This window comes from Cedecea neteri (genome assembly GCF_000758305.1).
Lineage (GTDB): Bacteria > Pseudomonadota > Gammaproteobacteria > Enterobacterales > Enterobacteriaceae > Cedecea > Cedecea neteri_C.
Genome location: NZ_CP009458.1, coordinates 1,008,438 through 1,025,824, shown reverse-complemented (window position 1 = coordinate 1,025,824; position 17,387 = coordinate 1,008,438). Strand labels below are relative to the sequence as shown.

Sequence of the window (17,387 nt, the reverse complement as noted above, 5' to 3'; positions counted from 1 at the left end):
CTTACTGCTTCAGTTTGGGATCGAGCGCGTCACGCAGACCGTCACCCATCAGGTTAAATGCCAGCACCGTTAGCAGGATTGCCAGACCCGGGAAGGTCACAACCCACCAGGCACTCTGCGCGAACTGCAACACGTCGGCGAGCATGGTGCCCCACTCCGGTGTTGGCGGCTGCGCACCCATGCCGAGGAAGCCAAGGGCGGCCATATCGAGAATGGCGTTCGAGAAGCCGAGCGACGCCTGAACGATCAGCGGCGCAAGGGTATTCGGGAAGATATTCACAAACATCTGGCGAACGGGGCCAGCACCCGCCACGCGGGAGGCGGTCACGTAGTCGCGGTTCACTTCTACCAGCACCGCGGCACGCGTTAAACGCACATAGTGCGGCAGCGCGACGAAAGTCAGCGCCAGCGCGGCGTTACCGATGGACGGGCCGAAGATAGCCACCAGCACCAGCGCCAGCAGCAGGCTTGGCAGCGCCAGCATGATATCGACTACGCGCATGATGATGTTGTCGACCACGCCGCCGAAGTAACCGGCGACCAGGCCCAGCACAATCCCCATCACCAGGGACAGGACGACCACCAGGCAGCCGACCAGCAGCGACAGGCGAGCACCGTACATCAGGCGGGAAAGCACGTCACGACCTACGTCGTCGGTGCCGAGGATGTAGCTCCAGCTCCCGCCTTCCTGCCATACCGGCGGGTGCAAAAGCGCGTCGCGGAACTGTTCCGCAGGCGCGTGGGGCGCGAGGAAGTTAGCGAAGATGGCGATGAAGATCATGATGGCGACGTACACCAGGCCGATCACTGCGCCTTTATTGCGTTTGAAGTAGTGCCAGAACTCCTGGAAAGGCGTCATCGGCTTGGGTGCTGCCACCACTTTATTTTCTGTCAGTTGCGTCATGATGGCCCCTTATTTCTTATGGCGTATACGCGGGTTCACCACGCCGTACAGCAGGTCTACCAGCAGGTTGACGAGGATAATCATCGTCGCCACCAGCAGCACGCCGCCCTGGACTACCGGGTAGTCACGACGCTGCAGCGCGTCGATGAGCCAGCGGCCAAGACCCGGCCAGGAGAAGATAGTTTCCGTCAGGATGGCGCCAGCCAACAGAGTACCGACCTGCAGGCCGATAACCGTGACGACCGGCAGCATCGCGTTGCGCAGGGCATGAACCACGATCACGCGCATACGGGTCAGACCCTTGGCGCGAGCGGTACGAATGTAATCTTCGCCGAGCACTTCCAGCATGGAAGAACGAGTCATACGCACGATAACCGCCAGCGGAATAGTGCCCAGCACGATGGCAGGCAAAATCATATGGGCTACGGCATCAATAAAATCACCCGGCTGGCCCCAGATAGCGGTATCTATCAGCGCAAACCCGGTGAGCGGCAGGGAATCATCCAGGAACACGGTGTCGCTAATACGCCCGGACACCGGCGTCAGGTTCCAGTGCACCGACACCAGCATGATGAGCATCATGCCCCACCAGAAAATTGGCATGGAATAGCCGGTCAGCGCGAGGCCAACGGCGGTGTGGTCGAAGATTGAACCACGCTTCACGGCGGCCAGAACGCCCACCGGAATGCCGACGGCAACGGCGAAAATCATCGCACAGATGCCGAGTTCCAGCGTCGCTTTAAAGCGCGGCACGAACTCGTCCCAAACCGGGAGGCGGCTCTTTAATGAAATGCCCAGATCGCCATGCATTACGCCCCAGATGTAATGGAGGTACTGCTGCCACATTGGCTTGTCGAGACCCATCTCGGCCAGCAATTGGGCATGACGCTCAGGAGAAATACCGCGCTCTCCGGCCATGATCATCACCGGGTCTCCGGGGATCATATGCACGAAAGCGAAGGTGAGTAGGGTAATACCTATAAACGTGGGGATGACTAACCCCAGTCGTCGGAGGATGAACTGCAGCATATCCCGGATTCTCTGTAGTGACGGAAAGCCTGGTAACTGTCCCGTCTGTATTGCTCACAAATGTTTCCCCCTCTCCCTTTGAGTGAGAGGGTCGGGGTGAGGGTGGACAGCGCCAATACCCCTCACCCTAACCCTCTCCCTACGGGGGAGAGGGAATAAAGCACGTTACTTTTATTATTCGACGGACACGTTTTCGAAGTGGTGTTTGCCCAGTGGATCAACCACGTAGCCTTTAACTTCTTTACGCACTGGCTCGAACACGGTGGAGTGAGCGATGATCAGCGCTGGCGCCTGATCGTGCATCACAACCTGAGCCTGTTTGTACAGTTCAACACGCTTGTTGTGGTCGTCGGTGGCGCGAGCCGGCTGAATCAGATCTTCAAACGGCTTGTAGCACCACCGAGAGTAGTTGGAGCCGTCTTTCGCTGCGGCGCAGCTGAACAGGGTCGCGAAGAAGTTATCCGGATCCCCATTGTCGCCGGTCCAGCCCATCATTACGGCCTGGTGTTCACCTGCTTTAGCACGCTTCAGGTACTCGCCCCACTCGTAGGTCACGATTTTGGCAGTTACGCCGACTTTCGCCCAGTCAGCCTGAATCATCTCAGCCATGCGGCGAGCGTTCGGGTTGTACGGGCGCTGTACCGGCATAGCCCACAGGTCAACGGTGAAGCCTTTATCCTGGCCCGCTTCTTTCAGCAGCGCTTTCGCCTTTTCAGGATCGTAGGTGTAGTCCTTCACGTCATCGTTGTAGCCCCACATGGTTGGTGGGATCAGGTTTTTAGCCGCGGTGCCCGCGCCCTGATAAACGGCTTTGATGATCGCTTCTTTGTTCACCGCGTAGGTCAGCGCCTGACGCACTTTCACGTCGTCAAACGGCTTCTTCTCGGTGTTGAAGGAGAGGTAACCCACGTTCAGGCCAGCCTGTTCCATCAGATTGATGTTCTTGTCTTCTTTCATGCGGGCGATGTCAGCCGGGTTCGGGAACGGCATCACCTGACATTCGTTTTTCTGCAGTTTGGCGTAACGCACGGAAGCGTCTGGCGTGATGGAGAAGACCAGGCGATCGATCTGCGGCTTGGTACCCCAGTAGCCCGGGAAGGCTTTATACAGAATACGGGAGTCTTTCTGGTACTGCAGCAGCTGGAATGGACCGGTACCAATTGGGTTCAGGTCGGTTTTTTCCGGGGTGCCGGCTTTCATCATGTTGTCCGCATATTCTTTAGAAAGAATAGAGGCGAAGTCCATGGCCATGTCCGCGAGGAATGGGGCTTCTGGACGAGCCAGCACGAACTGTACGGTATTATCGTCGACTTTTTTGATGTCGGTGATCAGGTCAGGCAGGCCCATACCTTCGAAGTATTCGTAGCTGCCGCCAGAGACTTTGTGATACGGGTTGTCTTTGTTTTTCTGACGGTCAAAGGAGAACACAACGTCGTCGGCGTTGAAATCGCGAGTCGGTTTGAAGTCTTTATTGTCCTGCCACTTCACGCCTTTACGCAGGTGGAAGGTGTAGGTTTTACCGTCCGGGCTAACGTCCCATTTCTCAGCCAGGCCTGGGATGATTTCGGTGGTGCCGGTTTTGAATTCCACCAGACGGTTATAAATCGGTACGGAGCTGGCATCGTAAGTCGTGCCGGAAGTGAACAGCTGTGGGTTAAAGCCCTCTGGGGAACCTTCTGAACAATAAACCAGGGTTTTGGCTTGTACGCTTGCTGCAACGGTCATGGCAACCAGGCTCAGACCAAATTTCAGCATCCCTGACTTCTTCAAGGAAATACTCATTATTCTGCTCCAATTATGTGTCGTGTTGTGTTTTGTAACCGTCTGACCATTGTTATTTGTGGGTGGTCGGTACGGTGTGCCCGGAGGCGGTGGTGAGGCTAGCAGTTCCTTTCGCGAGTCATGCATGGAGGTAGCACAGACGGTCCGTAAATAGCCCCTCTCGTCCTACAATCTGTCAACAGATTAAGGAAACGTCAATACAGGTCACGGGGATTTACAAGCAAGGTGGGATTCGGCGGGCAAAGATTAAAAAAACCTTCCGGGGGCATTTCCAGCAGGGAAATTTATGCTACAGGCTTGTTACCAGAATATTGCACTGCTTAATTTGCAACCTATAGCGTGAACCGATTGTCCGGAATAGGTAAAATTTTGTGTTAAACGATGAATTGTTGCACGATTTATTTTGTGATCTGCATCGCTCACAGCGGAAAATGCTGTGCCCCATCATAAGCGGCCGCGCAAAAAACCACGCTTTTCCATAACCAAATACGATGAATTAATCTGGCCTGGCAGAGGTAAAACTGGCAGAAACTGAGGCGAATAAACGGCGGGGCTGAAAATATAAAAACACTCCGTAGCACGGAGTGTTTTATTTAATTGCTGGCTGCGCCGTGAATATTAATTCCCGGCTTTATCCGGCACGTGACACCAGTTGTTATTTTGATTAATTCCGCCGTTGGGCGAGGTGTAGCCCAGACAGCCGAGGACGGTGTCGAACAGCTCAACGTGACGATGCGGCACCTTCATTGCTGCCTGCTCTTGCAGATGCTTAAAGGCGTCGGCAGCCGTTGGATTTTCCAGGAATTTATCCGAGGCCCAAACCAGCAGCGGGACGCGGAATTGTTCCGGCGGTGCCATTTTCCGCGGCGTGCCGTGCAGGTGCATGGAATCGCTGATGGACTCGCCGTGGTCGGCGGCGTAGAAGACTATCGCTTTTTTATCGCGAAGCTGGTCGAGCACGCTGTCTATCATCGTATCGACATAAAGTACCGAATTATCAAAGGCGTTAATCAGCATCTCCTTTGAACAGCCTTTGCCAAGATCAATGCATTCTGGCGTCCATTTCGCAAAGCTGCGTGGGTAGCGCTGGGCATAGGAGAAGTGGGAGCCTTTGGTATGCAGAATGATCAGATGTTTGCCGTCAGGGTTCTGCGCGAGGGATTGCTTCATCTCATCAACCAGCAGCATGTCGTCCACGGTTTTACCGCGGTTGCGGGGCTCTGCGGCGATTTGTTCGCGGAAGGCAAGGGTATCCGGCATGGCGTTTTTGTAGAACCAAATTTCGCTCTGCATGGCGTAAAGGTCGGCACTAAAGCCCAGCTGTTTTAAGACCGCGAAGATGTTTTGCTCTTTCAGCGTACGCTGAGGGTTTTCTTCTGCCCCGCCTTCGCGGACAAACATACAGCGCAGCGAGAGCTTGGTGGCGGTGTCGCAGGATTCCCCGCGGAAGGCGACCAGGTTTTTCTCTTTAGCGAGGTTTGGGGTGGTGTCACGGCCATAGCCCAATATCCCCATATGATCCCAGCGCGTGGTTTCGCCAATAATAAACACTACATAAGCATCGTCCAGACCTGGAGGCGTTACGTAGGTGAACTTTTTCGTCGGGTTCATTAGCGAGCCGTTGCCGGAGGATTCGTCGGCATTCGCCCAGGCAAAAAGCCCCAGGGAAGAGACCCAGTTGACCGGCACATAGGAGCTTGCCACCACGCCGCCATAGCTTGCCATATCCGTCGTTGAACCTTTCTCATCGTCGGACTGCATTTCACCGAGCATACGCAGAGGCGCCCAAACCAGCAGTCCCGCACAGAGCAGGATAGCGATGTTTTTGATGCGCTGGCCGGGGGTTTTCAACTGCTGAAGCAGCGTGTCTTGCGACCTGTTGAACCAGATAAGGAACAGCGGGATAGCGCTGACCAGCGTCATCCAGATGGCAAAGTGGTAGCCCACAACCTCTTTAGAAAGGTCGATATCGGTGGTCATCACCGAAGCAATGATGCCGTAGCCGATCACCACATTGAAGAAGGTCATATAGTAGCTGGCGGCCACGGAGCACAGCACGACGAAGGAGGCCAGTAGTCGCCAGAGATTACGGCCAAAGAGCGACAGCAGGCGTAACAGGAAAAACGTCACCAGCAGGCAGGCAAAAAACTCGGCCGCAGCGGCGATGCCTTTCCAGGCGATGAAGACCTGGGAGGGGCTATCAAAACGTTGGTAGAAAACAGAGATATTCAAAAACCAGCCGATGTATACCCCGAGCAAAAGGCACAGTTTTTGCTGGGAGAGCGTTTTTATGTAATTCATTCAGGCATCCGGGCGATATAAAAATATTAGCGCTACTCAGACCGTGGAGTTGCCAGCGAGTTCTGAATGGCTGGTGAAACGAAGAGAATTCCTGGCGAGGCGTCAAAATTTGAAGGGAATGGCCGTTTTTAAACAAAAAAAGACCCCGTTTTTGCGGGGTCTTTTACCGTCTGCTTAGCAAAGAGGATCAGGGTTTCGAGGCCGCATGCAGTTCATCGTAGATATAGTGCCGGTAGCTGTTAAACAGCGTTGTGTCCGGGCAATCATTCAGTCTGCCCTGGCACAAATGGCGCATATCGATATTGGCCTGATAGAACGGCGACACTTTGAGTTGGGCCTGTTCGAGCAGCATCCCGCCAAGGAAGGCGATATCGGTGATGGCGCCCAGGTCCGCCACTGGCGGGGCATTATAATTGTCCCGCAGGCTGAATTGCGAAATATGGGCAGGGTCTGTCTGCTCCGTCGTGTAGCCGTTAGCCCAGTCTATGGCTGGCTGGTGGTCGCCAAAGTACATAAACATCGTAGGCCGTGGGCGTTGGTCAACAAACTGGAAGAAGTCAGCCAGCGCGGTTTCTGAGTTTTTAATCTTCTCAACATAATGGCTAAACTTCCCGGCAGCATCCTTGTTCTGCATGGTGGAAGTGAGCTGGTAATCATCGCTATGCGCTGCGTCATAGGGGCCGTGTTCAAACATTGTTAAGGCATAAACAAACACAGGCTTATCGGTGTGGCTGGCAAGCAGCTTTTTCACATAGCTCAGGACATCTGCAGTGGGAATGTGCCACAGGTTGTCTGCCAAATCACCCGGGTAGCCCAACTCCTGCGGCTGGATAATTTTATCCACGCCCATCATGGTGTAGGCGTGACCGGCGTTATAGGCCGATTTGTTAAATGGCGTCAGAACCACGGTGTAATAGCCGTTATCTTGCATCTGTTTAAACAGGCTGTCGTTGACGTGATCGACGGCTGAATAAAAGACCGAGTTTTTCATCGCCCCAAAATCATCGCTGCGCATTCCGGTTAAGGCTGCGAACTCAGACAGCCAGGTGCCGCCCCCGAAGGTTTGCACGCGCATCAGCGTGTGGGCTTTCACCTTACTGTCCTGGTCAAACATAGAAAAGTGCGGCAGTAATTTAGGGTCAGGCACTTTATACAGGCGCGGGTCCACCGTTGATTCCTGCAGCAGCAGAACGATATCAGGCTTCACGCTGGCTGAGGCGGTCGCCTTGTTATTCAGCGCCGCCGCGCGGGAAATAAATTCCTGAGACGTTGCCTGAGGGAAAGTTGGCGCGTCATAGCTGGCCTGAATGCCGGACAGCGCCAGATTTGACAGCACGCCGGTGCCGCCAGGCAACGTAGTGGCCCAGTCGTGTTGATTCTTCAGTACGCTGTGGCTCAGCGTCGACGCTGAAGCCAACATCAGCCCGAGGGCAATCAGCGGGGCGAGCATCCCTTTCCGGCGTGGTACGGCGCGCCAGCTGATGATAATCGTCAGGATAAGCAGCGCTATCATCGCCGCAACGGCGATACCGGCGGAAGGATAATGCAGCAGCGTGCCCGCATTGGCCGGATCGGCCATCAGGTAAAAATCGCTAAACAGCAGCTGGTCCTTGTAATAGTGGACCTTAAGCTGGTTACAAAATTGCAGCAGGATCACCAGCAGGCTGCTGGTCCCGATGGCAAAAATGACTCTGGCGGAGAGTAAATAAAGTAATCCGCAGGTAAAAATAAAAGTACTTGCCGCAATAACAAGGGGATAGATATCACGCGGTGTATTGCCCGCAATAATAATCAAGGCCGCAATAAGGAGCAATGTGACATAAAGATATGTCCAGAGCGATTTTCGGCTGGTTCTTTTTACCATGATGCTCGTTTTCTCTTTGGGACTGTTCTGGATAGCAAATGCTGTCTTAGGAGAGGCATCCCTCTGCTGGCCTGACGGGTGAAAAGAGGATGAGGCGATGAGAAGGGGGATTTATCCTGGCCGGGATAATACAGCTTGTGGCAAAAAAGTCTCCCTAAAGAGGGTTATTTCATTGCTGCGGTTGTGCTTTTGTTTGAAGAGGCAACAAAAGGGGGGGCTATGTCAAAGCCGCCCTCTTTGGCGGCCTTAACGTAGGTCTGGCGAATCTATCAGGCGTGAACGTGTTTGTGATTGAGCACGGCACGAACGGGCTGGCGAATGGTGGTGGAAATTGCCAGCGACAGAATCAGTAGCGCGAAGATAACGCAGAAGGTCACGTAGAAGCCGCCGAACAGCGAGGCGATGATGGAGCCGCAGATGCTGCCGATCCCAAAGCCCAGATAAATCACGCCGTAGTTTTTGGTCAGGTTGTTCAGGCCAAAGAATTCGCTGACCAGCGAAGGGTAAACGGTGATGGTGCCGCCAAAGTTAAAGGCAACGCAGGCGATGGCCGCAAAGAAGGTGGCTTCGTTCAGCGGGGCAAACAGCAGGGCCGCCATACCGACCAGAGAAATCACCTGACCAATAGTGATCACGCGAATGCGGGCAATTTTATCGGACAGAATACCGAGCACCAGGCGGCCGCTGAGGTTAGCAATGGAGATAACGGTGACCGCGTTGGCGGCGGACATCGCATCCAGGTGAACCATGCCCTGAGCGATATCTTTTGCAACACCGATGACGTACAGGCCGCTCATGCAGGCTGTGAGGAACATCAGAGCCAGCATCCAGTATTGTGGCTGGCGCATAGATTCAGCGAGGGTGAAATCGGTTTTCGCCGCGCCGTTTGCGGATTTAGTTTCCTGCAGCGGGGCATCTTTCATCATGGTGGCGCCGAACAGTACCATCACCATCGCCAGGCCACCCCAAAGCATAAAGGTGTTTTCCAGGCCGTAAGCTGCCAGCAGGTGTGTATCAATGTATTTAAAACCGAGGCTGCCGAGGCCATAGGCGCCGATAGAGAAGGCAGAAATCAGGCCTTTACGCTCCGGGAACCACTTCACGCAGTTCGACAGCGTCAGCAGGTAGCCTGCGCCATCTGCCAGGCCAACCAGCACGCCGGCCGTGAGCCACAGCATCATCAGGTTGTTGGCATGGGCCGTGAAGAACAGCCCGGCCCCGAGCAACACGCCCGCCGCCATGGTGACTTTACGCACGCCAAAGCGATCCTGCAGTTTGCCCGCCACGGAAGAAGAGATGGCGAGGCCAAGGCTCAGCAGACCGAAGGAGAAGGCGACCTGGCTGATTGGCGCGTCCAGTTTCTGGGACAGCGCGCTGTTGAACAGGCTCCAGGTATAAACGGATCCCAGTGCGAACTGAGTAATGATGGTTCCGATAAGGGTTAACCAGCGAGTACGGTTGTAGGTGGCAGTGTTCATGGCAGATGTCCTGCGAATCTAAGGGAAGTTATCTGCCGCCTACGATAGCGAAGCGCCGTTTATTCCAGGAAAAAACGGCATGAAATGCATGAAGAACGGAATGAAGTGCCTCTGAGAAGGTATGAACGGCCTTCCCGTTGCACTTTATGTTTTGTTTGTTAGTGCTTGCTATCGTTGTGATGTGCGTATTTGCTGTATATCAAATGTTAAATCATAAATGAGACATAGTTAACACTTTGCAAAATTACCGGTGTTAAGTGCCCTTTCTTTGATCTCATTCAGGGTTGCGAAATATCCCGGATTCACTATTGTCAGAAAGTAAAATTTACCCGCACTCGGCAGGTTACAGGGAGAGCAAAATGGAACGTTGTGGCTGGGTCACTCAGGATCCGCTGTATCTGGAGTATCACGACAAAGAGTGGGGCGTGCCGGTTACCGACGGGCAGAAGCTCTTTGAGATGATTTGTCTGGAAGGCCAGCAGGCCGGGCTGTCGTGGATTACCGTGTTGAAAAAACGCGAAAATTATCGCCAGCGTTTCCGGCATTTTGACCCCTATGCCGTGGCGCTGATTCAGCCGGAAGAGGTGGATGCCCTGATGCAGGATGCCGGGATTATTCGCCACCGGGGGAAAATCGAGGCGATTATCACCAACGCCAAAGCTTTCCTCGCGATGGAAGCTAACGGCGAGAGCTTCCCGGACTTTGTCTGGGGATTTGTCGACCATAAACCTCAGGTGTCACATCCCGCGTTGCTCAGCGCAGTCCCTGCGTTTACGCCGACGTCAGATGCGCTGTCTAAGGCGCTAAAAAAGCGCGGGTTTAAGTTTGTGGGGTCGACAATCTGCTATTCGTTTATGCAAGCCTGCGGCCTGGTTAATGACCATGTGACGGGCTGCTTCTGCCACCCTGATTTTCGCCAATGATCCAACTGTTCAGCATTGAGCAAATGGATGCGCTCATGGCGCTCTGGCTGGAAAGTACTATCGACGGCCATCCGTTTATCCCGGAAAGCTACTGGTACGAAAGCCTTAACCTGGTGCGCAATGTCTATATCCCTCAGTCAAAAACGTGGGTTTATCTGCACCAGCGGCAGATGGTGGGGTTTGTCAGTGTGATGGACCGGCAGTTTATCGGCGCGCTGTTCGTGGCGCCTTCTTTTGCCGGGCAGGGCGTCGGCGGTGAATTGCTGGAAAAGGTGAAGGCCGAATACCCGGCCTTAAGCCTCGAGGTGTATCAAAAAAACCGCCGGGCGGTGCATTTCTACCACCGCCACGGCTTTCATATTGAAGAAAGCGCGTGGCAGGAAGAAACGCAGCACCCGACGTGGATTATGAACTGGCAGGCGGATCAAACGCCGTCACGGCAGGTGCCGGGCCGGTAAATTTCTCCGCCCAGACGAGGGAGTTATTTGCCGCGCAGCCGTTGGCCAGCCGCGAAGACGGGATATCCATGGTGAGGACGTTAACCGCCCCGTTTTTACACAGTTTATCTTCATCCAGATCGGGCCATGCACCCTGGTGGATACACACCACGCCGGGCCTGATGCCATCGGTTACCTGAGCGCCAACCAACACCTGTCCACGAGCGTTCCATACCCGCACTAAATCTCCGTGAGCGATGCCGCGCGCTTTGGCGTCAATCGGGTGCAGCGTTATAGGCTCTCGCCCGGCAATGGCGTACTGGTCGCGCAGTCCGGCATAGTTCAACTGACTATGCAGGCGGTGAGCCGGATGGGATGAAAGCAGCTGTAGCTGGCCGGAGGCGGCATTACCCTGCCATTCGTCAGGTGCCAGCCAGCTTGGGTGCGGCGGGCAGTCGGCATAACCAAAGCTGGCGATGCGCTCAGAGTAGATCTCAATTTTACCGCTCGGCGTTTTGAGTGGGTTTGCCTCAGGATCGTCCCGAAAAGCGGCAAAGCGAATAAATTCGGCATTTTTCGCATTTTCTGGCATTTCTATCAGCTGGTTAGCTGCCCAGAACTCACTGAAATCTGGGAGCTCTATCTGCTGCGTAGCGCCACGCTGACGAGCGATATCATAGAAAGACTCCAGCCATTCAAGCTCACTTTTCCCTTCGCTGAACCGTGCTTCACCGCCTGCTTCCCAGCGTTCGCTTAGCTCTGCAAAAATATCAAAGTCGTTTCTCGCTTCTCCCTGCGGGGCGACGACCTGTTTCATGGGGACCAGATGCTGATTGCTGTAATCACCGGTCATCGTCATGTCGTTCCGCTCGAACGAAGTGGTCACCGGCAGAACGATATCGGCGTGTTTTGCCGCTGCAGTCCAGAAGCATTCGGAGATAACGATCAAATCAGGTTTTTGCCAGGCTGCGGCAAGGCGGTTGGTGTCCTGATGATGGGTGAAGTTACTGCCGCCGGCCCACCACAGCATACGAATGTCCGGGAAGGTGTGCCGTTGTCCGTTATGCTGGTAATCCATGCCGGGGTTTTCCAGCGCTTCGACGATGCGCGCCACGGGGATTTTCTCCACGGCATCGGTGCCGCCCTTAAGCGATCCCTGCAGGGAACCGAGAACCGCCGCGTTACGGGTCGGGTTGCCGCCGTTGGCGAAGTGGTAGGAAAGGCCAAAGCCGCCGCCTGGGGTGCCAATCTGGCCGAGCATGGCCGCCAGCGTGACCAGCATCCAGTGTTTCTGTTCGCCGTATTGCTGGCGCTGCATGCCCCAGCCCGCCATCAGCATAGTGCGCTTGTGGCTGAAAAGATCCGCCAGTTTTTCGATGGTAACAGCAGGAATGCCGCAGATCTCAGCCGCCCAGGCCGCACTTTTGGGCGTCCCGTCGGTTTTGCCGAGCAGGTAGGCTTCAAATTTGTCATAGCCGTAGGTGCAGCGGGCAAGGAAAGCGGTATCGTGCCTGCCGCGAATGACCAGCGTATGGGCAATGCCAAGCATCAGCGCTACGTCGGTCCCCATATGCGGCGCGATCCATTCGGCACGTTCCCCGAAGAAATCCACCGTTTCAGAGCGCATTGGGTCGATGGCGACGATCGTTTTGCCGCTGTTTTTTAGCTGTTCGAAGAATTTCACGCCCTGTTCGTCGCTGGCATTCCAGGCAATTTTCAGCGTGTTGAGTGGGTTTGCGCTCCACAGCACCACGACTTCGCTGTTCTCAAGCAGCAGCGGCCAACTGGTCTGCTGCTGGTATACCTCGTTGGAACCCACTACGTAGGGCATGATCACCTGTGCAGCACCGGTGGAGTAGTCGCCGGAATGCCCGGTATAGCCGCCCGCAAGGCTCATGTAGCGCTGAAGCAGCGTGGAGGCTTTGTGCAGCACGCCGTTGGAGCGCCAGCCGTAGGAGCCCGCGAAGATGGCCGCCGGGCCGTAACTTTCGCGAATGCGCTTGTGCTGCCTGTGAATCAGCGCGAGGGCGTCATCCCAGCTAATTCGGACATAGTCATCTTTACCGCGAATACCCTGCGGCTTATCCGGGGAGGCCAGAAACCCTTTCCGGGCCATAGGAAACGCCACGCGGGCTTTACTGTGAACCTGGTCGGGTACGGCGCTTTGTAGCGAGTTCTGATGACCGGTTTCAAGCGCGCCGCGAGAGCGGTAAACCCTTTCTCCGTCGGTTTCGACCAGCATGGGGCCCCAGTGTGCGGCGGTGAGGATCTGTTTACGTACAGGCGATGTATTGGCCAATTTGGGCTCCGCGATGGCAGGCGGTGGGCTTTATGCCCACACATTTATGACAACGATTCAGAATACTTACCGGAATTTTCTACACGATTTGCCGTCATAATCAATCGCCGGGCCCATATCCGGCAAAGGATGAATAAGGATAGAAGGAAATAAGATGAAAAAACGCGTCATGATTATCGCCGCCGTCGTGTGTGGCACCTTAGCGGTTTCCGGCTGCACCACTAATCCATACACCGGGGAAAGCCAGGCCGGGAAATCAGGTATAGGCGCCGGGATTGGCTCGCTGGTTGGGGCGGGCGTAGGGGCTCTTTCTTCATCGAAGAAAGATCGCGGCAAGGGCGCGCTGATTGGCGCTGCCGCCGGTGCGGCGCTCGGTGGCGGGGTGGGTTATTACATGGATGTGCAGGAAGCTAAGCTGCGCGACAAAATGCGTGGAACCGGCGTGAGCGTAACCCGCAGCGGCGACAATATCGTGCTGAATATGCCGAACAATGTCACCTTTGACAGCAGCAGTGCCACGCTGAAACCGGCGGGTGCCAATACCCTGACTGGCGTGGCGATGGTGCTGAAGGAGTACCCTAAAACGGCGGTTAACGTGGTCGGCTATACCGACAGCACCGGCAGCAAAGAGCTAAATATGCGCCTGTCACAACAGCGCGCGGATGGCGTAGGAAGTGCACTGATTACTCAGGGCGTTGACGCCAGCCGTATTCGCACCACCGGCGCAGGCCCGGCGAACCCGATCGCCAGCAACAGCACCGCGGACGGTAAAGCACAGAATCGCCGCGTAGAAATTACCCTGAGTCCTTTGGGCTAACCTCACATTTAGCGGTTTAGATTTTCCGATAGCTGCATAAAAAAACCGGCGCCTGGAGCGCCGGTTTTGGTGAGTCTAAACACAAACGTTATTGCGGATAAGGTACCCAGTCGCCGCCGCTCAGGCGGACATAAGGCTTATCCTGGTACTTCAGCACTACCGCCGTCGCATTTTCGGAAACCGGTGCGGTTTGCGGTAAACCACTGGTGAGTGCGCTCCAGTCCACCTGGTCGGCGACAAAGTTTTTGCCGTCCACCGAGCGGGAAACCAGTTCTGAGATCGCCAGATAGCTGCTTGGCTGGTTGATTTCAATGGCGTCGCCGCTGTGCGGGGCTTTCATACCGATGAACTTCACGCCAGCCGGTACGTGGGTGATGTCAGGACTTGGGATGTCACGCAGCCCGGAAACCTGCATTTTATCGCCTTTCAACGCCGCGCCGTGCTCCGGCACAATGACCACCATGACTTTGCGGTTCGACTTCTCAAGCTCGGTCAGGAAAGAATCCAGCTCATCGAAAAGCTTCTGCGCCCGCGCCTTATAGTCGGCGGTTTTGCTGTTGCCCGGATAATGGTTACCGTCGTGCAGCGGTACCAGGTTATAGAAGGTGGCCGTGCGCGGATTCGCGCCGTCATTTTGCTCACCCTGCAGCCAGCGATGCAGCACGGCGGTATCGTCGTAGATTGGTGAGTTATCAAATGCCAGCAGATCGCTCGGGAGCCCGCTTTGATCCATCAGCGGAACCTGAACGCCGCCGTATTCACGCACTTCTTTCAGGAAGTTACCGAATACGCCGTTGTGGTCCATCATCAGCTGCTGCTTGAAGCCGAGACGGGCCAAATCATCAAACAGATAGCATTGATTACCCGCAGGCTCATAAAGCCCTTTGTGAGATGACTGTCCGCAGCTCGCGCGAAGCAGGCGGATAGCCGCCGGGCCGCTGTAGGAGGTCGCCGAGTTGAAATTTTTGAACAGAATATCAAAGTGTTTCCACAGCGGGTGCGAGCTGAGGCCAACCGCCTCGATGTCGGACCATGAGAGGGAACAAATATTGATAATCAGCAGTTCAAATGGCTGCGCGTCGGCCGGTAGCGCGTCCGGGAACTTGGTCTGACGTTTGGCTTCGCTGGCGTAAAAACTGTTTAGCCAGGCGGTAATATTGTCGCTTGTTGGCGGGGCCGTTTGTGCCGGGATATCGCCAGGAACTGGCGCCAGCGTCGTGCCGGAAGCCGTTGCTCCACCCGTACTGCCAGTGCTGACGGAGGCCGTTGTTTGTGATGTGGATGGCAGTAAAGAAATAGCCGGGCCGGCCACCGTTAACACGTTGAGCCAGACCAGGATAGCCACGACAAATACCGTGACGCGAAGCCACTGGGAAACAAAAAGCCAGGCGACAAGCAGGACAAACGCCGCGCCGATCATTTGCCAGTTGATAAAGCGGGTGACCAGGTCGAGAAGGTAGTCTGCGCTGAAGCCGACGACCTGCGAGCCCTGGCTCATCATGCTGTCGAAGCCGGGTAGCCAGGTATCGTGCCAGAACAGGCCTATCCCCACGGGGAGGGCAATCCAGTTACGCAGTTTGTGCAGCTTTAGCGGCGGCAGCGGGAACAGCAAAAAAGCAACAAAGACCAGGTTCGCCAGCGGGTGAAAATTCAGATAGCCGGTCCACAGCAGCCCGAACTTCAACAGGAAGTAGTAGTTCCAGCCCCCCAGACCACGCCAATACTGCAGAAAATGAGACGGCGACTTTGCCGTTTGAGAGTGATTAGTCATGTTGATGGTCTGCCCTGGCGGAAGGTCGGCGCAGCGTTCCGGCCGATTTCACATAGCGTGGTTTTAAAAACATCAGCCGTACCGAGGCGGTAAGGCGGGGAAGCCAGCGATGAGCGGTATAGCCCAGCGGAATAAAAACAATTGCGCAAAGCACGACGAGCTGAATGATGTCGGTGAGGTTCATCATTGTGTCTGCTCCCTCGGAGTATCATCAAGCAGCGTGACAGGCGTTGGCTGTCGGCGCCAGCTATGTCCTTCGCGGCTCACATGGCGAACGCTGTTCAGGTCGAGCGTGGCGGCCAGCGGTTTCACCCATTTTTCTGGGCTCATAGCCTGCATTTGAAGTATTTCGGCGGCGATTTGGCTATCTTCAAACCACACCATGCGGTTGGTGAAAATATCGTTTACCGGCAGCGGGAAAATGTGGTTCAGGGCGGTATCGAGATCGTTAATGCGGCAGAACGAGAGGAATAGCATCAGCCGGTTTTCTCCGATAGTCACGATATCACCCATGCGGTTCGGTCGACACAGCGTAAGTGCTTGCTCAACGCGCAGCCCCGGTACAGGCCGCAGCGCGACCATCACGCCTTTACCGTCTTCCGGCAGTAGGGTGTTGTTCATTAGCGCACCGATACCGTTGCAGAATACTTCCCACTTCTGGTAACCGCGCAGCTTCAGCGGCTGCATCTGGTCGATCAGCACGGTAATGTCTTCCGGGACGTGGCGGGTAAACTTCACGCCCTGCACGCTTTCTATCATCGTCAGGCAGCGCGAGAGCGGGGCATTCCACGGAATAATGAGCGTTGCACCGCAGCCCAGCAAAAGTCGTTCATCGGTGGCTCGCAGGCTGGCCTGGTTTTCTCGTACGATCAGTTTCAGTGCGCTGCCGCGCTGGCGGCGAAGCGAATGAATCTGGCGAGCGATACTGTTGATTTGGCTGTTTTGCGTTAGTGAAAAAATGATCGTGGCGGCCTGCGCGGTTCGCGCGGCTTCAAACAGTTGTTCATTGTTTTCGAAGAGCTGCCAGTTTTCCGACAAGGCTGGGGCACCTTCCAGAACGGCTATGTGGCTGAGGACACGCTTTTCATCGCTGCGCGGCTGTGGCGCGCTTTCGGAATTTTCTACAATTTGCCATGTTCCGTTTTGCCAGTGAACATTGAGTTGCTGATCGGCCGTGACGCCTTTCTCGTTACACCAAAAGGCGATGTCATAACGGTGAATATCGCTTTGCGCCCGCAGACTGGCAAGCCCGGACAGGCTGCGATGCTCGCTGACTAATAATGAGAATTGTTTGTCATTATTATTTCCGACGTTAACAAAAAGCAGGCTGCACTTATTGCGTTCGGTCCATTTGCCCATTGCGGCCAGCCAGTAACGTAAATCCGCCGGGGGGATATTCTCCCAGACGTTATCTGCGCTTAAGAGTATAAAAAAGTAGTGTTCCGGATTAATGCTGCACATCAAATCGCGGCGTAGCGCATTGAGCCCATTGATGGACGAAGGCATGGTAAAAAGACGTATTTTTTCCGGCCCTTCAGCCGAATCGAGCGTTATCGCTTGTTTGAGCTTTGCCGACATTGAAATGACGGCAACCTTTGCCTCCGGTTGTTGGGCGGTAACTGTTTGATTGACAAGATTTATTGCATCATCCTGACTTTCTACGTTTAGCCACCAGACGCCACCTGCGGGCATATGGTTCAATTCGTTCCACAACGAACGGATGCCAAGCGAAAATATGGGTTCCATGGCGTCCCCTGGAGATAAATTAGTATGTATGTCAGT

General features: G+C 55.0%; 13 protein-coding genes. 3 read left to right on the top strand and 10 right to left on the bottom strand.

Going from position 1 to position 17,387, the window contains the following annotated elements; all coding sequences use genetic code 11:
- Position 1: 1 nt before the first annotated feature.
- From dppC to LH23_RS04775, 6 genes are all read right to left on the bottom strand, one after another.
- Complete coding sequence (dppC, locus tag LH23_RS04800) at positions 2-904, bottom strand: dipeptide ABC transporter permease DppC (RefSeq protein WP_039288982.1); 903 nt, start codon at positions 902-904, stop codon at positions 2-4.
- Positions 905-913: 9 nt separating this feature from the next.
- Entirely contained in the window at positions 914-1,933 is a 1,020-nt protein-coding gene (dppB, locus tag LH23_RS04795; RefSeq protein ID WP_008457609.1) for a dipeptide ABC transporter permease DppB, read from the bottom strand.
- A 174-nt stretch (positions 1,934-2,107) separates the two neighbouring features.
- Entirely contained in the window at positions 2,108-3,715 is a 1,608-nt protein-coding gene (gene dppA / locus LH23_RS04790; protein ID WP_039288980.1) for a dipeptide ABC transporter periplasmic-binding protein DppA, read from the bottom strand.
- Positions 3,716-4,333: 618 nt separating this feature from the next.
- Positions 4,334-6,016, bottom strand: coding sequence for a kdo(2)-lipid A phosphoethanolamine 7''-transferase (gene eptB / locus LH23_RS04785; RefSeq protein WP_039288978.1), 1,683 nt, complete (start codon positions 6,014-6,016; stop codon positions 4,334-4,336).
- 187 nt (positions 6,017-6,203) lie between these two features.
- Positions 6,204-7,880, bottom strand: coding sequence for an LTA synthase family protein (locus LH23_RS04780; RefSeq protein WP_039288976.1), 1,677 nt, complete (start codon positions 7,878-7,880; stop codon positions 6,204-6,206).
- Positions 7,881-8,149: 269 nt separating this feature from the next.
- Complete coding sequence (locus LH23_RS04775) at positions 8,150-9,358, bottom strand: MFS transporter (RefSeq protein ID WP_039288974.1); 1,209 nt, start codon at positions 9,356-9,358, stop codon at positions 8,150-8,152.
- Positions 9,359-9,717: 359 nt separating this feature from the next.
- Between LH23_RS04775 and tag the strand changes: the two genes are divergently transcribed.
- On the top strand, positions 9,718-10,281 hold the full coding sequence (gene tag / locus LH23_RS04770; RefSeq protein WP_039288972.1) for a DNA-3-methyladenine glycosylase I: 564 nt from the start codon (positions 9,718-9,720) through the stop codon (positions 10,279-10,281).
- Positions 10,278-10,739 (top strand): N-acetyltransferase, encoded by a 462-nt coding sequence (locus LH23_RS04765; RefSeq protein WP_039288970.1) that lies wholly within the window; start codon positions 10,278-10,280, stop codon positions 10,737-10,739. Before tag ends, LH23_RS04765 begins: the two co-directional genes overlap by 4 nt.
- Here the strand turns inward: LH23_RS04765 and LH23_RS04760 are convergent.
- Positions 10,687-12,960, bottom strand: a complete 2,274-nt coding sequence (locus LH23_RS04760) for a molybdopterin guanine dinucleotide-containing S/N-oxide reductase (protein WP_231560185.1) — start codon at positions 12,958-12,960, stop codon at positions 10,687-10,689. The two genes, LH23_RS04765 and LH23_RS04760, sit on opposite strands and share 53 nt — an antisense overlap.
- Positions 12,961-13,171: 211 nt before the next feature.
- Here LH23_RS04760 and LH23_RS04755 point away from each other — a divergent pair, with 211 nt between their 5' ends.
- Positions 13,172-13,834 (top strand): OmpA family lipoprotein, encoded by a 663-nt coding sequence (locus LH23_RS04755; RefSeq protein WP_039288966.1) that lies wholly within the window; start codon positions 13,172-13,174, stop codon positions 13,832-13,834.
- 88 nt (positions 13,835-13,922) lie between these two features.
- Here LH23_RS04755 and bcsG read toward each other — a convergent pair whose 3' ends face one another.
- Genes bcsG through bcsE form a run of 3 tightly spaced genes read right to left on the bottom strand, consistent with a single transcriptional unit; the run spans position 13,923 to position 17,351 of the window.
- Positions 13,923-15,605 (bottom strand): cellulose biosynthesis protein BcsG, encoded by a 1,683-nt coding sequence (gene bcsG / locus LH23_RS04750; RefSeq protein WP_039288965.1) that lies wholly within the window; start codon positions 15,603-15,605, stop codon positions 13,923-13,925.
- Positions 15,598-15,789: a cellulose biosynthesis protein BcsF gene (gene bcsF / locus LH23_RS04745; RefSeq protein WP_176227872.1), complete on the bottom strand. Its 192-nt coding sequence runs from the start codon at positions 15,787-15,789 to the stop codon at positions 15,598-15,600. The genes bcsG and bcsF overlap by 8 nt, the downstream gene beginning before the upstream one ends.
- Positions 15,789-17,351: a cellulose biosynthesis protein BcsE gene (gene bcsE, locus LH23_RS04740; protein ID WP_039288961.1), complete on the bottom strand. Its 1,563-nt coding sequence runs from the start codon at positions 17,349-17,351 to the stop codon at positions 15,789-15,791. Before bcsE ends, bcsF begins: the two co-directional genes overlap by 1 nt.
- Positions 17,352-17,387: the final 36 nt, after the last annotated feature.

Bases quoted from the DNA above. Each gene is read 5' to 3' on its own strand.
- bcsG (WP_039288965.1), bottom strand. From the start codon at position 15,605: ATGACTAATCACTCTCAAACGGCAAAGTCGCCGTCTCATTTTCTGCAG.
- eptB (WP_039288978.1), bottom strand. From the start codon at position 6,016: ATGAATTACATAAAAACGCTCTCCCAGCAAAAACTGTGCCTTTTGCTC.
- LH23_RS04755 (WP_039288966.1), top strand. From the start codon at position 13,172: ATGAAAAAACGCGTCATGATTATCGCCGCCGTCGTGTGTGGCACCTTA.
- LH23_RS04775 (WP_039288974.1), bottom strand. From the start codon at position 9,358: ATGAACACTGCCACCTACAACCGTACTCGCTGGTTAACCCTTATCGGA.
- LH23_RS04760 (WP_231560185.1), bottom strand. From the start codon at position 12,960: ATGCTGGTCGAAACCGACGGAGAAAGGGTTTACCGCTCTCGCGGCGCG.
- dppC (WP_039288982.1), bottom strand. From the start codon at position 904: ATGACGCAACTGACAGAAAATAAAGTGGTGGCAGCACCCAAGCCGATG.
- tag (WP_039288972.1), top strand. From the start codon at position 9,718: ATGGAACGTTGTGGCTGGGTCACTCAGGATCCGCTGTATCTGGAGTAT.
- dppA (WP_039288980.1), bottom strand. From the start codon at position 3,715: ATGAGTATTTCCTTGAAGAAGTCAGGGATGCTGAAATTTGGTCTGAGC.
- LH23_RS04780 (WP_039288976.1), bottom strand. From the start codon at position 7,880: ATGGTAAAAAGAACCAGCCGAAAATCGCTCTGGACATATCTTTATGTC.
- bcsE (WP_039288961.1), bottom strand. From the start codon at position 17,351: ATGGAACCCATATTTTCGCTTGGCATCCGTTCGTTGTGGAACGAATTG.
- LH23_RS04765 (WP_039288970.1), top strand. From the start codon at position 10,278: ATGATCCAACTGTTCAGCATTGAGCAAATGGATGCGCTCATGGCGCTC.
- bcsF (WP_176227872.1), bottom strand. From the start codon at position 15,789: ATGAACCTCACCGACATCATTCAGCTCGTCGTGCTTTGCGCAATTGTT.
- dppB (WP_008457609.1), bottom strand. From the start codon at position 1,933: ATGCTGCAGTTCATCCTCCGACGACTGGGGTTAGTCATCCCCACGTTT.